At 73.8% G+C, this 14,253-nt stretch carries 14 protein-coding genes; 9 read left to right on the top strand and 5 right to left on the bottom strand.

The window, feature by feature from the left end; all coding sequences use genetic code 11:
• Positions 1–48: 48 nt before the first annotated feature.
• From Q7A36_RS00250 to Q7A36_RS00235, 4 genes are all read left to right on the top strand, one after another.
• Entirely contained in the window at positions 49–648 is a 600-nt protein-coding gene (locus tag Q7A36_RS00250) for a GNAT family N-acetyltransferase (RefSeq protein WP_305101625.1), read from the top strand.
• The gene (locus Q7A36_RS00245; protein WP_305101624.1) at positions 645–1,523 is read left to right on the top strand and encodes a carbon-nitrogen hydrolase family protein; all 879 of its coding nucleotides are present in this window, start codon (positions 645–647) and stop codon (positions 1,521–1,523) included. The genes Q7A36_RS00250 and Q7A36_RS00245 overlap by 4 nt, the downstream gene beginning before the upstream one ends.
• Before the next feature lie 211 nt (positions 1,524–1,734).
• Positions 1,735–2,904, top strand: a complete 1,170-nt coding sequence (gene lpxB / locus Q7A36_RS00240) for a lipid-A-disaccharide synthase (RefSeq protein WP_305101623.1) — start codon at positions 1,735–1,737, stop codon at positions 2,902–2,904.
• A gap of 71 nt (positions 2,905–2,975) precedes the next feature.
• Positions 2,976–3,617 carry a glutathione S-transferase family protein gene (locus tag Q7A36_RS00235; protein ID WP_305101622.1) on the top strand — a complete coding sequence of 214 codons (642 nt, stop codon included), beginning with the start codon at positions 2,976–2,978 and terminating at the stop codon, positions 3,615–3,617.
• A 204-nt stretch (positions 3,618–3,821) separates the two neighbouring features.
• On the opposite strand, the gene Q7A36_RS00230 is transcribed toward Q7A36_RS00235, so the two are convergent.
• Positions 3,822–4,778 carry a Gfo/Idh/MocA family protein gene (locus tag Q7A36_RS00230; RefSeq protein ID WP_305101621.1) on the bottom strand — a complete coding sequence of 319 codons (957 nt, stop codon included), beginning with the start codon at positions 4,776–4,778 and terminating at the stop codon, positions 3,822–3,824.
• A 137-nt stretch (positions 4,779–4,915) separates the two neighbouring features.
• Here Q7A36_RS00230 and Q7A36_RS00225 point away from each other — a divergent pair, with 137 nt between their 5' ends.
• Positions 4,916–5,932 carry a methionine synthase gene (locus Q7A36_RS00225; protein ID WP_305101620.1) on the top strand — a complete coding sequence of 339 codons (1,017 nt, stop codon included), beginning with the start codon at positions 4,916–4,918 and terminating at the stop codon, positions 5,930–5,932.
• 126 nt (positions 5,933–6,058) lie between these two features.
• A complete protein-coding gene (locus Q7A36_RS00220; RefSeq protein WP_305101619.1) occupies positions 6,059–6,238 on the top strand; it encodes a hypothetical protein in 180 nt (59 codons plus the stop codon).
• 129 nt (positions 6,239–6,367) lie between these two features.
• Here Q7A36_RS00220 and Q7A36_RS00215 read toward each other — a convergent pair whose 3' ends face one another.
• Positions 6,368–6,628: a GlsB/YeaQ/YmgE family stress response membrane protein gene (locus tag Q7A36_RS00215; protein ID WP_305101618.1), complete on the bottom strand. Its 261-nt coding sequence runs from the start codon at positions 6,626–6,628 to the stop codon at positions 6,368–6,370.
• A 188-nt stretch (positions 6,629–6,816) separates the two neighbouring features.
• Here Q7A36_RS00215 and secD point away from each other — a divergent pair, with 188 nt between their 5' ends.
• The 3 genes from secD to Q7A36_RS00200 all read left to right on the top strand — a co-directional run bounded on the left by secD (position 6,817) and on the right by Q7A36_RS00200 (position 11,675).
• On the top strand, positions 6,817–9,396 hold the full coding sequence (gene secD / locus Q7A36_RS00210; RefSeq protein ID WP_305101617.1) for a protein translocase subunit SecD: 2,580 nt from the start codon (positions 6,817–6,819) through the stop codon (positions 9,394–9,396).
• A 9-nt stretch (positions 9,397–9,405) separates the two neighbouring features.
• Positions 9,406–10,365: a tripartite tricarboxylate transporter substrate-binding protein gene (locus tag Q7A36_RS00205; RefSeq protein WP_305101616.1), complete on the top strand. Its 960-nt coding sequence runs from the start codon at positions 9,406–9,408 to the stop codon at positions 10,363–10,365.
• Between the two features lie 134 nt (positions 10,366–10,499).
• A complete protein-coding gene (locus Q7A36_RS00200; protein ID WP_305101615.1) occupies positions 10,500–11,675 on the top strand; it encodes an EAL domain-containing protein in 1,176 nt (391 codons plus the stop codon).
• Positions 11,676–11,926: 251 nt separating this feature from the next.
• Here the strand turns inward: Q7A36_RS00200 and Q7A36_RS00195 are convergent, their stop codons facing one another.
• The 3 genes from Q7A36_RS00195 to Q7A36_RS00185 all read right to left on the bottom strand — a co-directional run bounded on the left by Q7A36_RS00195 (position 11,927) and on the right by Q7A36_RS00185 (position 14,228).
• Entirely contained in the window at positions 11,927–12,124 is a 198-nt protein-coding gene (locus tag Q7A36_RS00195; RefSeq protein WP_305101614.1) for a hypothetical protein, read from the bottom strand.
• Between the two features lie 412 nt (positions 12,125–12,536).
• Positions 12,537–13,157, bottom strand: coding sequence for a hypothetical protein (locus Q7A36_RS00190; protein WP_305101613.1), 621 nt, complete (start codon positions 13,155–13,157; stop codon positions 12,537–12,539).
• A 237-nt stretch (positions 13,158–13,394) separates the two neighbouring features.
• The gene (locus Q7A36_RS00185; protein ID WP_305101612.1) at positions 13,395–14,228 is read right to left on the bottom strand and encodes a dienelactone hydrolase family protein; all 834 of its coding nucleotides are present in this window, start codon (positions 14,226–14,228) and stop codon (positions 13,395–13,397) included.
• Positions 14,229–14,253: the final 25 nt, after the last annotated feature.

The raw sequence follows: 14,253 nt of genomic DNA, 5'->3' as shown, positions 1-14,253 counted from the left end.
GGGGCCGGGCGGTTTGCGCCCGGCCCCGCCCCCGCCTATCTCCGCGCCATGACCACCCCTCCCCTCCGGCTGGAGACCCTCTCCGGCGCGGCGCTGCAGGCCGCGCTGCCGGCGCTGTCGCGGCTGCGCGTGACGGTCTTCGCCGAATGGCCCTACCTCTATGCGGGCGATGCGGCCGCGGAGGCGCGCTACATCGCCGCCTATGCCGCCGACCCGCAGGCCGCGGTGGTCGTCGCCTTCGATGGCGAGACGCCGGTCGGCATGGCCACCTGCCAGCCCATGACCACCGCGCACGGGCCGGTCGCGGCGGCCTTCCGCGCCCGCGGCTTGGACCCGGCGCGCTTCTGCTACCTCGGCGAGAGCGTGCTGCTGCCGCCATACCGCGGCCGCGGCGCAGGCGTCGCCTTCTTCGCGGCGCGCGAGGCGCATGCGCGCGGGCTCGGCCTGCCCGCCACCGCCTTCTGCGCCGTGGTCCGCAACCCGAACGACCCGCGCCGCCCGAAGGACTACGTGCCGCTCGACGGTTTCTGGCGGAAGCGCGGCTATGCGCCCCGGCCCGATCTCTCCTGCGTCTTCCAGTGGAAGGAGATCGGCGACGACCGGGAGACGACGCATGTCCTCTCCTTCTGGCTGAAGGACCCGGCGTGACGGCTCTCCGCCTCGGCACCCTGGCCTGGCCGGTGGAGCGGACCAGCGGCCTCGCCGGCTATGCGGCCAAGCTTGACCGCCTGCTGGCCGAAGCGGCCGGCCGGGCCGATCTCTGCCTGATGCCGGAATATGCCTGCGTCGAGCTCGGCCCCGCCCTCGCCGGCACCGAAGCCGACGAGGCGGCCGAGTTGCGGGCCATGGTCCAGGCCGCGCCGGCGGTGCTGGACACGATGCGCACGGCGGCGCGCCGCCACGGCGTCTGGCTGCAGCCGGGCAGCCTGCCCATGGCGGAGGGCGACCGCGTGGTGAACCGCGCGCCGCTGATCGCGCCCGACGGCCGCCTCGCCTTCCAGGAGAAGCGCCTGATGACACGCTTCGAGGCGGAGCGCTGGGGCGTCTCCCCCGGCGCGCCGCCGCAGGTCTTCGAGACGCCCTGGGGGCGGATCGGGATCTCGATCTGCTACGACGCTGAATTCCCCAAGCATGTCCGCGCCCAGGTCGAGGCGGGCGCCTGGCTGGTCCTGGTGCCGACCTGCACCGACACGCTGCACGGCTTCAACCGCGTGCGCTTCGCCTGCCAGGCGCGGGCGGTGGAGAACCAGTGCTTCCTCGCCCTCGCCCCCACCGTCGGGACCGCGCCCTGGTCGGCGGCGCTGGACGAGAACCGCGGCGAAGCGGCGGTCTTCGGCCCGGTCGATCGCGGCTTCCCGGAGGACGGCGTGCTGGCCGCGGGCGGGCCGGACCGGACCGGCTGGACCTTCTGCACGCTCGACCCCGCCCGCATCGAGACCGTTCGCCAAGAGGGCGCCGTCCTGAACCACCGCGACTGGCCCCGGTCGCCACTGCCCGCGCCGGGCGTGGCGGTGTACCGGTGAACGCGCGTCATGCAGGGGGACGCTGTCCCCCTGCACCCCCTGCCAAAGGCCTAAGGGCCCTTGGAACCCTTGAGTCATCGCCGCGGGGAGGCCCCCCAGCGGGGGGTCTCCCCGCGGCGATGAATCCATGGCGGGGTCCGGGGGCCGCCTCGGCCCCCGGCGGGGATCGAACGCATGCGTTCGATGGGGCAGCGCCCCCGCATGACGCGCGATGACCCTGGTCTACCTCCTCGCCGGCGAGGCCAGCGGCGACGTGCTCGGCGCGCGGCTCATGGCGGCGCTGCGGCGGCGGGCGCCAGGCCTGGCCTTCGCCGGCGTGGGCGGGGAGCGCATGGCGGAGCAGGGGCTGGAGAGCCTCTTCCCGGTGCGCGAACTCTCGCTCATGGGCCTGCTCGAGGTATTGCCGAACCTGCGGCGCCTGGCGCGCCGCATGGACCAGGCGGAGGCGGATATCCTGGCGCGCCGGCCCGACCTGCTGGTCACGATCGACGCGCCGAGCTTCACCCTGCGGCTGGCGGAGCGCGTGAAGCCCAGGGGGACGCGCGTCGTGCACTACGTGGCGCCGCAGGTCTGGGCCTGGCGGCCGGGGCGGGTGCGCAAGATCGCGCGGCGGGTGGACCGCATCCTGGCCCTGCTGCCCTTCGAGGCGCCCTTCTTCGAGACCGCCGGCATTCCCGTCAGCTTCGTCGGCCACCCGGTGCTGGAAGGTGGCGCGGATACTGGCGATGCGGCGCGCTTCCGGGCGGCGCATGGGCTCGGTCCGGCGGAGCGGCCGGTGCTGGTCATGCCCGGTAGCCGCCGGACGGAGGTGCGGCGGCTGATCAGGATCTTCGGCGAGGCACTGCGCCTGACCGCCGCCGCCGTGCCCGGGCTGCGGCCGGTGGTGCCGCTCGCCGGCCCGGTGGAAGCGGCGGTGCGGGCCGGCACCGCGGATTGGCCGGTGCCGCCCATCCTGGTCCGCACGCCGGCGGAGAAGCACGACGCCTATGCCGCCGTGGCGCGGTACGGGGGGGCGGGGCTGATCAAGTCCGGCACCTCCAGCCTCGAGATGGCGGTGGCCGGCGTGCCGCATGTCGTCGCCTACAAGGTGAATCCGGTGACCGCGGCGATCGTGCGGCGGCTGATCACGGTCCGCTTCGCCTCCCTGGTGAACCTGCTGCCGGAGCGCGAGGTGGTACCGGAGCGGATCCAGGAGGACTGCACGCCCGCGGCGCTCTCGGCTGTGCTGGTCGGGCTGCTGACGCGGCCCGAGGTCGCGGCGGCGCAGCGCGCGGGCTTCGCCGAGGTGCTGGCCATGCTCCGCCCGCCGGAGGGCCTGCCGAGCGAAGCGGCCGCCGCCGCGGTGCTCGCCGAACTGGAGCGCGCGGCGGTCCCGGCCTGAGCTGGCGCATTTCCCGGCGCAAACCTCGAACAGTTCGCTTAGGCTCGGCGTGAACCTCGGGGGAAGCGCCGATGCTCGTCGTCCATCATCTCGGCCGGTCGCAGTCCGAGCGGATCGTCTGGCTCTGCGAGGAGCTCGGCATCCCCTACGAGCTGAAGCACTACACGCGCCGCGCCGACAACATGCTCTCGCCGCCGGAGCTGCGCGCCCTGCACCCGATCGGCTCGGCGCCGGTGATCACCGATGGCGCGGTGCAGATCGCCGAGTCCGGCGCGATCATGGAGTACGTCATCGCCCGGCATGGCGGCGGGCGGCTGGCGCTGCCGCCGGAGCATCCGGACTACCCGAACTACCTCTACTGGCTGCATTTCGCCAACGGCTCGCTGCAGCCGGCCATGGGGCGGCGCATGCTGATCGGGCGGCTGCAACTGCCGCCCGAGCATCCCGTGCGCGCCATGATGGAGGAGCGGCTGGACCGGCAATTGCGCTTCCTCGATGCCCGGCTCGGCGCGGCGACCTGGCTGGCGGGGGAGGATTTCACCGCCGCCGACATCATGATGGGCTTCCCGCTGACGACGATGCGCCATTTCGCGCCGCTCGACCTCGGCCCCTATCCGAACATCCTGGCCTATCTGCAGCGGATCGCGGCGCGGCCGGCCTATGCCCGGGCGATGGCGAAGGGCGATCCGGGGATGGACCTGCTCCTCACCTGACGCGGACCGATGGCCGCAGCGCCGCAGGCGCGGAGGCCTGAATCGGTCCGCCCGACATACAAACCGATGGCCGCAGCGCCGCAGGCGCGCAGGCCTGAATCGGCCCGCCCGACATACAAACCGATGGCCGCGGCGCCGCGGGGCGCGGAGGCCTCAATTGGCCCGCCCAACATACAAGGCGGTCCCGGCCCGGGGTGCCCCTCGTCAGTTGGCGCCGCCGCCCGCCATCGCCCGCTCCACCCGCAGCGCCGCGTCGAGGGCGGCGAGGCCGGTCTCGCCGCTCGCCTCCACCGGCGCGCCCTGCTCGATGCTCGCCATGAAGGCCGCCTGCTCGGCCTCCAGGCTGTCATGCTCGGTCCAGGTGGCGCGCTCGATCCCCCAGCCGGGCATGGTCGCCACCGCCTCGGCCCCGTCCTTGGTCCCGCGCAGGGGCCGCAGCCGCTCCAGGCTGCGGGCGAGGAAGTCCACCCGCGTCTCACCCAAGGGGCCCAGCACCCGCAGCCGCCGCTCCAGCCCCACGCTGATCCGGCTGGCGGTGACCGTCGCCACCGCCCCGCTCTGGAAGCGCAGATGCGCCACGGCGAAATCCGGATGGTCGGACATGACCCGGCGCCCGACCGCCCGCACCTCGGCCAGCGGCGACCGCGCGAGGGTCAGGACCAGGTCGAGGTCATGGATCATCAGGTCCAGCACCACGGAGACATCGAGGCTCCGCGGCCGGAAGGGGGCGACGCGGGTCGCCTCGAAGGCCATCGCCTTCTCCTCCGCCCCGCTCTGCCGCAGGGTCCGGATGGCCGCCGAGTAGCGCTCGATATGCCCGACCTGCAGCACCAGGCCGCGGTCGCGGGCGCCGCGGATGATGCCCTCGGCCTGGGCGACGGTGGCGGCCAGCGGCTTCTCGACGAAGAGGTGCTTGCCGGCCGCGATCGCCTGCATGGCATAGGCGTGGTGGAAGGCGGTCGGGACGGTGATGATCACCGCGTCGCTCATGGCGATCAGCCCGGCCGCGTCCCGCGCCTGGGTGCCGCATTCGGCGGCGACGCTCGCCGCCCGGGTGGCATCGGCATCATGCACCCCGGAGAGCGCCCCGCGTGCCGCCAGCTTCAGGGCGTGGAACCGCCCGAAATGCCCGGTGCCGAGGACGCCGATCCTGAGTGCCATGCCGCCTGTCCATTGAATGAGAAGGGGGGGTCTAGCGGATGGGCGGCCGGGGCTCAAACCGGCCCCGGGCGGGGGCCTTGCCGGACGGCCCGCCAGGGCCACAGATGTCGCCCCGCAACGGAGGCGCCGGAGGGCCCATGTTCAGCACCACCATCGCGGGCAGCCTGCCCAAGCCCTTCTGGCTGGCCGAGACCGACAAGCTCTGGCCGGCCTGGCGCGCCGAAGGCCCGGCGCTGGCCGAGGCCAAGCGCGACGCGACGCTGCTCTGGCTGAAGGAGCAGGAGGCCGCTGGGATCGACATCGTCACGGATGGCGAGCAGTCCCGCCAGCACTTCGTGCACGGCTTCCTCGAGCAGGTCGAGGGCATCGACTTCGGGAAGAAGGTGCGGATGGGCATCCGCAACAACCGCTACGACGCCATGGTGCCGACCGTGACCGGCCCGCTGCGGCTGCGCAGCCGGGTGCATGCCGAGGAAGCGCGGCTGCTGCGGGCCAATACCGACCGGAAGGTGAAATTCACCCTGCCCGGCCCGATGACCATCATCGACACCATCGCGGACGGCCATTACGGCGACCGCGTCAGGATGGCGATGGCCTTCGCCGACCTGCTGAACGAGGAGGCCCGCGGCCTCGAGGCGGATGGCGTCGACATCGTCCAGTTCGACGAGCCCGCCTTCAACGTCTACATGAAGGAGGCGGTGGACTGGGGCATCGAGGCCCTGCACCGCTGCATCGCCGGCCTCTCCTGCACCACCGCCGTGCACATCTGCTACGGCTATGGGATCGAGGCCAACATCAAGTGGAAGGAGACGCTCGGCGAGGAGTGGCGGCAGTACGAGCAGGTCTTCCCCGCGCTCGCCGCCAGCCGGATCGACCAGGTCTCGCTCGAATGCGCCAATTCCCACGTCCCGATGGAGCTGATGGCCCTGCTCAAGGGCAAGGACGTGATGGTGGGCGTCATCGACGTCGCCTCCGACGTCGTGGAGACGCCCGAGCAGGTGGCGGCGACGATCCGCGAGGCGCTGCGCCACGTCCCGGCGGAGCGGCTCTTTCCCTGCACCAATTGCGGCATGGCGCCCATGGCGCGGGAGGTCGCCCGCGGCAAGCTGCGGGCGCTGGCCGCCGGGGCGAGGCTGGCCTGCGAGGCGACCTGAGCCATAGCGGGCGAGGCACCGCCGCGCGCCCCATGGCGCGCGGTCACGGATCGGGAAGGGTTCCGCGCTAGCGCTTGGGTCCTGCTGTGCCCCGGTGCGGCCCACAATGAATCAGGACCCAGTCGCGTGACCACGCCCATTGCCGAGGATTTTGCCGCCATCCGCGCCCGCCTCGAGGCGATCCGCGCCGCCGAATGCCGCGTCGGCGCTCCGCCCGACGACGAGGCGACGCCGCCCTCCACCCCTGGCGGTCCGGGTGATTTCTACATGTGGCTGATGGGTGGCGGGCTCTGGGGTTCCGGCTGACGCCGCCGGGGGCCCGACGCCTTGCCGGCGCGGCCGGACTCGCCGTGGCAGGCTGCTGCCCGGCCGGGGGAGGCGTGACAAGGTCGCGGCGGCGCCGGTCCTCGGACCGCCGCGACGGGATGGATTCCCTTAGACCGTCCCGGAGGACCGCCGGGTCATGAAGTTGTAGATCGCCAGGACGATGATCGCGCCGACCACGGCGCCGATGAAGCCGGCTCCCTCGCCGGCCCGGTACCAGCCGACGGCCTGGCCGAGATAGGTGGCGACGACCGCCCCCACGATGCCGAGCAGCGTGGTGATGATGAAGCCGCCGGGATCCCGGCCGGGATGCAGGAATTTCGCCACCAGGCCGGCGAGGAAGCCGATGATGATGGTCCAGATGATGCCCATGGGGTGCCTCCGCTAGCCCGGCCATAAAACATTGCGGCGGGCGGGGTTGCATGACGTCGTTGCGTCCCGGTGCAGGGCCCCGGGCGCCCCAGGCTTGCATCGCCGCCCCCCCGTCGTCACATTCCCGGCCTGTTTTGCCAGGGGGTCCGCCCCCGAAGGGTGACCTGCTCCATGGGCCGTATCGCGCCATGATGTTCTTCGCGCGCTGGAAGACCGCCGCCATCCTCGCGGTCATCCTGCTGGGGGCGCTGGTCTGCGTCCCGAATTTCTTCCCGAAATCCGCGCTGCCCGCCTGGGCCCGGCAGTTCTCGCTCGGCCTCGACCTCCGCGGCGGGTCCTACCTCCTGCTTGAGGTGGACATGAACGCCGTCGTGCGGGAACGGCTGGAAAGCCTCGCGGATGGCGCCCGCACCCGCCTCAGGCAGCAGAATATCGGCTATGTGAACCTCGCCGCCGACCCGGCCAATCGCCGCGTCGGCTTCCGGGTGCGCGACGCGGCGCAGGCCCCGGCCGCGGTCGCCCAGATGCGCGAGCTGGCGAACCAGGTCCCGACCGGGCTCGGCACCAGCGCCCCGGATATCGAGGTGACCTCGGCGCCCGATGGCACCGTGACCGCAACGCTGACCGAGGCCGGGCTGCGCGGCAAGGCGACCGGCGCGGTCGAGCAGTCCATCGAGATCGTCCGGCGCCGCATCGACGAGACCGGCGTGGCCGAGGCCTTGATCGCCCGGCAGGGCCAGAACCGCATCCTGGTGCAATTGCCCGGCGTCGAGGACCCGAACCGGATCAAGGACCTGCTGGGCAAGACCGCCCGCATGACCTTCCACCTGCTGGACGAGACGGCGAACCCGACCGCGCCGACGCCCCCGCCCGGCGTCATGTTCCTCACCGGCGAGAGCCGCACCGGCCAGACCGAGCACTATGCGGTGCGCCGGCGCGTCGAGGTGGACGGCGCCAACCTGACCGATGCCCGGGCCGGCCAGGACGGCCGCAACGGCGACTGGGTGGTGAACTTCACCTTCGACTCGATCGGCACGCGGCGCTTCGCCGACGTCACCCGCGCCAATACCGGCCGGCCCTTCGCCATCGTCCTCGACGAGAAGGTCATCACCGCCCCGGTGATCCGCGAGCCCATCACCGGCGGCCGCGGCCAGATCAGCGGCAATTTCAACGCCAAGTCCGCCAACGAGCTGGCGGTGCTGCTGCGCGCCGGCGCCCTGCCCGCGCCGCTGACGGTCGTCGAGGAGCGGACGGTCGGGCCGGAGCTCGGGGCGGATGCCATCCGCGCCGGCGTGCTCGCGCTCGCCGCCGGGGCGCTCTTCGTCTTCCTCTACATGGGCCTCGCCTACGGCTTCTTCGGCTGGCTCGCCGACATCGCGCTGCTGGTCAACATCATGCTGATGCTGGCGGCGCTGTCGCTGCTGGAGGCGACGCTGACCCTGCCGGGCATCGCCGGCATCGTGCTGACCCTCGGCACCGCGCTCGACGCCAATATCCTGATCAACGAGCGCATCCGCGAGGAGGTGAAGAACGGCCGCCCGGCGCTCTCGGCGCTCGAGGCGGGCTTCACCAAGGCCTCCGGCACGATCATGGATTCGAACCTGACGAACCTGATCGCCATGGCCTGTCTCTACGGCTTCGGCAGCGGGCCGGTGAAGGGCTTCGCCGTCACGGTCGCGATCGGCACGGTCGTGCAGATGTGGACGGCGACGACGCTGGTCCGGCTCATGGTCTCCTGGTGGTACCGGGCGAAGCGGCCGCGGGACCTGCCGGTGCTGGAAGGCGGCCAGGGCCTGATCGGGCGGCTGGCGCGCCCGCTCTTCCGGCTGGTGCCGGACGTGACGCACATCCCCTTCATGCGCGGCGCGCGGATCGGCCTGCTGACTTCGGCGCTGCTGTCGACCGCCTCCCTGATCGGCGCCTTCTATCCCGGGCTCGACAAGGGCATCGACTTCAAGGGCGGCATCACCATGGAGGTCCGCACGCCCGAGGCGGCCGATCTCGGCCGGCTCCGCGCCGCCGTCGCCGGGCTCGGCCTCGGCGATGTCGGCATGCAGGAATTCGGCGCGCCCGACACCGTGCTGGTCCGCCTGCCCGTCCAGGGCGACGAGGCCGGCACCCAGACCGCGGTGAATGCCGTGCGCGGCGCGCTGGAGCAGGTGACGCCCGGCACCCGCATCCTGCGGGTCGAGGCGGTGGGCAACCGGGTCTCGGACGAGCTCTTCATCGGCGGCCTGCTGGCGCTCGGCCTCAGCCTGCTGGCGATGCTGGTCTATATCTGGTTCCGCTTCGAGTGGCAGTTCGCCATCGCCGCCATCGTCACGCTGATCCTCGACACCACCAAGACCGTCGGCTTCATGGTGCTGTTCGGCGTCGAGTTCAACCTGACCACGGTCGCCGCCATCCTCACCGTCATCGGCTTCTCGGCCAACGACAAGGTGGTGGTCTTCGACCGCATGCGGGAGAACCTGCGCAAGTACAAGCAGATGCCGTTGCGGCAACTGGTCGATCAGAGCATCAACGAGACGCTGAACCGCTCGCTCGGCACCTCCATGACGCTGCTGCTCTCGGCGGTGCCGCTGGCGCTCTTCGGCGGCGAGACGCTCTCGGGCTTCGCCTGGGTGATGCTGTTCGGCATCGTCGTCAGCGCCTCCTCCTCGGTCTTCATCGCCGCGCCGATCGTGCTCTTCACCGGCAAGGATCGGCTGCGGCGCGGCGAGCCGACGCCGCCCGCCCCGGCCAAGGCGGGCGCGCCCGTCGGCGTCTGAGGCGCCGCGGTGACGGGTGCGCCGCGGGCCGGACCCGGCCGCCGTGCGCTCGGCGCCGCCGCCCTCGGGCTGCTGCGGCCCGGCCTCGCCGCGGCGCAGCCGGGGCCGGTCACCCTGCTGGTCGGCGCGCCACCCGGCAGCGGCGCCGATAGCTGGGCGCGCGGCTTCGCGCCCTTCCTCGAACGGCACTGGCCGCGGGCCATGGTCGCGGTCGTCAACCGCCCGGGCGAGGGCGGGCTCGCCGCCGCCCGGAGCATCGCCGCGGCGCCGGCCGATGCCAGGCTGATCGGCGCGGTCGGCACGCCGCTGCTGCTCGCCCGCGCGGTCGCGGCACGGGCCGAGGCGCTGCTCGACCGCCTCGCCTTCGTCGCCGCCGTCGCCGAGGAGCCCCTGGTGCTGGTCGGGCTGGCCGGCACCACGGACGACCTGGACGCGCTCCGCGCCCTCGGGCCGCAGGCGGTGCTGGGCACGCCGCCGCATGGCAGCGCGGCGCAGCTCGCCGGCATCGCGCTCGGCCGCGCCCTGCCGATGGGGCTGCTTTCCTTCCCCAATGCCGCCGCGGCGCGGCAGGCGGTGCTGGCCGGCAATATCGCCGCCGCGCTGCTCGCGGTGCCGGACGCCATCGCGGCCCTGCGGGACGGGCGGCTGGCCGGACTCGCCCTGGCGCAGGAACAGCGGAGCGACCTGCTGCCCGAGGTGCCGACCTTCCTCGAGCAGGGCATCCCGCTGCGCCTCGCCGCGCATCGCGGCTTCGCCGTCCCGGCCGGGACCGAGGCGGCGCCGCTGCAGCCGCTGCTGCAGGCGCTGCGCGCGGTGGTGGCGGACCCGGAATTCGCCGCCCAGGCCCAGGCGCAGGGCTATATCCCCCGCTTCATCGGCCCGACCGCCTGGGAGCCGATGCTCCGCCGCAGGCTGGCCGAACTGTCGGAGCGCTGGGCGACGGATCCCTGGACGAGCCGCCAGGAGTGATGCCGGAGACTATCGATCCGGCACCGCTGCCTGAGCGTTACTGACGGACGGTTGTACCCCCGGACCGGGCGCCCTCTCAAAAAGAAAGCCTGCCTGCATTTTGCTGCTGTCGGACGCAGGCTGGAACGGGGTATATGTCCTGGCAACTTTACCGGATTGATACCGTGCATGGGTCGGGCGCCGCCGCAGCGCAGAGCAGGCAGGTCATCGTGCTGGCCCGGGATCCGGAGGTGATCGCCGCCGCGCATGCCGCCTCGGCGCGGCTCGGGCTGCCGGCCCGCACCGTGCTTTCGGGGACCGAGGCACTGGCGCGGCTGGCCGGTCCCGGGACCGGCCCGGGCCATCTGGTCTGCGATCCGGCCGCGGCCGGCGCCGCCTGGCCCGGCATGCTGGCCACCCTGACCGAGCCCGCCACGCGCACCGCGCTCATCCTGGTCGGGCCGGCGCCGATGCCGGTGCCGCGGCTTGCCGCCCTGGTGGCGCACGAGCCCGGGCAACTCGTCCAGGCCCTGGCCGCGCCTCCGCCGCAACCGGCGGCCGCCGACGGCAGCGCGAGCGCGCTGCGGGAGGGTCTCGCCCGCGGCGAGATCAGCGTCCACTACCAGCCGGTCGTCCGCCTTGCCGACCGGCGGCCCGTGATGGTGGAGGCGCTGGCCCGCTGGCACCGGGCCGAGGCGCCGGTGCCGCCCGATTCCTTCGTTCCGCTCGCGGAGCGCGAGGGCTTGGCCCGCAGCCTCTCGATCATCGTGGCGGGGCACGCCGTCAGCGACATGGCACGCCTCTGGCCGCGCCTGCGGCTGGGCGTGTCGCTGAACCTGCCGCTGGAGTTGATGCTGGAAGGCGACCTGCAGAGCTGGCTCGGCCGGGCGCTCTGGCATGGCGGCCTCGCGCCGCGCCAGGTCGCCCTGGAACTGACCGAGACGACGCCGGTCCGCGACCTCGCCCGGCTGCATCGCAGGCTGCTGCGGCTGCGCCGGGCCGGCTACCGGGTGCTGCTGGACGACGTGATCCCGGGCGACGGGCGGGAGCGCCTGCACCGCCTGCCCTTCGCGGGCCTGAAGCTCGACCGCTCGCTGGTGCAGCGCCTGCCAACCGAGGCGCAGAGCCGGCAGGAGGTGCGGCGGCTGGCCCGGCGCGCCGCGCAGCGGGGGCAGGCGGTGGTGGCCGAAGGCGTCTCCGACCAGCGCATCTGGCGCGAGCTGCGCGCCCTCGGCGTGCACTTCGCCCAGGGCTTCGCCGTCGGCCGTCCGCTGCCTGCCACCGCCCTGTCGGGTTGGTCGGCCCGTTGGCGCTGCAGCCGGGGCGCCTGACAGCGCCGGGAGCCGGGCGCGGCCGTGCCGTCCTGCCTGGATCCTGACCTCTTCGAGGTAGGGGCCGCCGGTCAGGGACCGCGGTCGGCCCCTGGTGAGCGCGAGCCTGGAACGGCAGGCGTTGCGCACATCGCGGGCAGGCAGAGAGCATGCCATGCGCGCGCCGGATGTATGGGTCCCGCCCGCGGGGCAGCCGCCAGGACCGCCGCATTCGCCTCACCGCGACAGGCACCCCTGTCCGGCGGCCTGCATCAGCCCCGGGGGGCCCGCTCGCGGGCCTTCACCCCGCGGAGGTGCCTGCGCCACCCTTTCGATTTGCGTGCCGGACGCGGCGTGACGGCGCCCGGGGCCTCCGGCGTCAGGCGTTCAAGCGCCTGGCGGGCAGCGCGGGCCGCCCGGGCGACGGGTTTGCCGATCGCAGCGGTCACCAGATCGGAGATGGCCATCATACGTGAAGATCCTCGCCTCGGCGGGGCACCTGTTACCCCGGCGCCACACAACGTGGCGGCCGGCAAAGGGTGGCCGCGGTACGTCCATCCCGCCCGGACCGGTCGACGGTCGCCGTGGCTCGCCTCGACCGGTCCAGACCCTTGTTCGGACGCGCGAATTACGCCGAACTGGCGGGTCCGCTCAGGCGTCGCCTGCGTCAATTGTTATCCGGTTGTTATCGGGCCGGCCGGGCCCACATCAAGCTGTTGCCGCCCGCTGGCCATGCGCGGTGGGCGCCGGGCGCCGGGCGCCGGTCCCCGACCGGAAGGCCGCGGAGCGCCGGATGGCCGGGCCCGGGGTCCGCATCGCCCGGCACGGGTGGCCGCCGCGTCGTGCCGGCCGCCGCAGGCGGATCGCCGGGCGCCGCGGACGTCACAGGTCGGCGACCCGGCCGCCCTTCGATTCCCAAGCGGTCCGGCGCGCCTCCTCGAGGATCTCGCGCTGCTGCCGCAGCGCCTCGCGCCCCTCCTCGGCCTCGGCCCGCAGCCTTTCGGCCTCGACACGGCTCGCCTCGGCGAGGATCCGGACCTCCTCGGCGAGGCGGCGCGTCTCCTCCCGCACCGCCCGCACCTCCTCCCGGGCCGAGCGGACCTCCTCCGCCGCGGCGCGGGCCTCCTCGGCCACCGAGCGGAGGTCCTCGGCGGACTGGCGGCCTTCCTCGGCGATGGTCCGCTGGTCCTCGGCCGTCGCCCGATCGCCTTCGGCGGTCGCCTGCCGCCGGGATTCCGTCTCGCGCCGCAGTTCCGCCTGCTGCCGTCCGATCTCGGCTCTGGTCCAGTCCGTCTCCGTATCGTTCCTGGCGTCTGCATGGATGATCCCTGACATAGCCTCGGCTTCCATCTGCTCGACATGGCTGATCAGCATCCTGGTGCCGGCGATCACCGCCTCGCTTGCGACGATCCGCCTCTGGGACGCCGCCAGGCGCTGCGCCGTCCGGCGGAGGCGGGCCTGCACCTCCGCCAGCCTCCCCTCGGTCCGGTCGGAACCGTTCATCGCCGTCCTGCACTGCGACCTGTCCGCCCCAACGCCGCGACGCGGGCGACGGCCCGCTGCCCGGGTGGCCTGATCCAGGCGCAGGTCCCTGCGCCGGGAGGATACCGGCCGGGAGGCGTTGACACCAAGCCGGAACTGGCTGCCCCTTGCCTGCGCTGGGCCTCTCCACCGGCGCAACCCGGGGCGGGGTCCGGGCCAGGCCTTGGCCCGGCGGGGTGCAGGGGCGGCGCCCCTGCCCTACGGCCCGCCGAGCGCCGCCAGCACGAAGCCCAGCACCCGGTCCGCCGCGACGATCGTCGTCCGTTCGTCCGGTTGCGACCAGGCGCGCCTGGCCGGGTCGGCCGGATGCGCCAGCAGCGTCACCCCGCCCGGCCGCACCAGGCCGAAGGCGTCCCAGCCATAGCTGGCGCCGGTCAGCACGCGCTGGCGCACCGCCTGCTGCGCCGGGAAGGCGCCGGCCAGGGCGGCGCAGGCGGCGGCGTCGTTGGCCGGGTCCTCGTCGCCATGCAGGATCAGCACCTTCGGGGCGCCCGTCACCCGCCGCGCCGCGGCGGTAAGCGCCGTGTCGCAACCGGGATAGAGCAGCGCGAGCGCGGCCGGCGCCGCCTCGCCGCCCAGGCCGAGCAGCGCGGCCCGCGCCCCCTCCCCCAGCCCGACCACCGCGACGCGCGCGGGATCGAGCCGCGGGTCGGCCGCGACGGCGCCGAGGGCGAGCGGCAGGCGGGTGGCGAGCGGCGTCATGGGCGCTGTGCCGTCCGGTTCGTTGCCGCCGAACTGGGGCTCGAGCACCGCGAGGCCGTTGTCGAGCAGACGCTGGCCATAGACCGCGGCGCGCGTGCCGGCGCCGTCGGCATCCGGCAGCAGCAGGACGACCGGACGGCGCGGGCCGGGGCGGGACGGCGCCGGCAGGGTCAGCAGCGCGACCTCCGCGGCACCGATCCGGACGATCTCGGTGGCCGCCGCCTCGGGGTCCGGCACCGCCTCGGCCCGCGCCGCCAGGGCCGGGAGCAGCAGCGCCAGGGCGAGCAGGGCGCGGCGGGGCCGGCGGCGGCTTCGGGTCTGGCTCGGCATGGGTCGGCCTCCGCGGTGCGGGATC

The organism is Paracraurococcus lichenis, assembly GCF_030657435.1.
In the GTDB taxonomy this organism is placed as follows: Bacteria; Pseudomonadota; Alphaproteobacteria; order Acetobacterales; family Acetobacteraceae; genus Paracraurococcus; species Paracraurococcus lichenis.
Note: the sequence above shows the minus strand (reverse complement) of the source record. Positions and strands in the feature narration are given on the sequence as shown.

Coding starts and splice junctions, on each gene's coding strand:
- Q7A36_RS00185 (WP_305101612.1), bottom strand. CDS start 14,228: ATGCCGAGCCAGACCCGAAGCCGCCGCCGGCCCCGCCGCGCCCTGCTC.
- Q7A36_RS00225 (WP_305101620.1), top strand. CDS start 4,916: ATGTTCAGCACCACCATCGCGGGCAGCCTGCCCAAGCCCTTCTGGCTG.
- Q7A36_RS00235 (WP_305101622.1), top strand. CDS start 2,976: ATGCTCGTCGTCCATCATCTCGGCCGGTCGCAGTCCGAGCGGATCGTC.
- lpxB (WP_305101623.1), top strand. CDS start 1,735: ATGACCCTGGTCTACCTCCTCGCCGGCGAGGCCAGCGGCGACGTGCTC.
- Q7A36_RS00230 (WP_305101621.1), bottom strand. CDS start 4,778: ATGGCACTCAGGATCGGCGTCCTCGGCACCGGGCATTTCGGGCGGTTC.
- Q7A36_RS00190 (WP_305101613.1), bottom strand. CDS start 13,157: ATGAACGGTTCCGACCGGACCGAGGGGAGGCTGGCGGAGGTGCAGGCC.
- secD (WP_305101617.1), top strand. CDS start 6,817: ATGATGTTCTTCGCGCGCTGGAAGACCGCCGCCATCCTCGCGGTCATC.
- Q7A36_RS00250 (WP_305101625.1), top strand. CDS start 49: ATGACCACCCCTCCCCTCCGGCTGGAGACCCTCTCCGGCGCGGCGCTG.
- Q7A36_RS00215 (WP_305101618.1), bottom strand. CDS start 6,628: ATGGGCATCATCTGGACCATCATCATCGGCTTCCTCGCCGGCCTGGTG.
- Q7A36_RS00200 (WP_305101615.1), top strand. CDS start 10,500: ATGTCCTGGCAACTTTACCGGATTGATACCGTGCATGGGTCGGGCGCC.
- Q7A36_RS00195 (WP_305101614.1), bottom strand. CDS start 12,124: ATGATGGCCATCTCCGATCTGGTGACCGCTGCGATCGGCAAACCCGTC.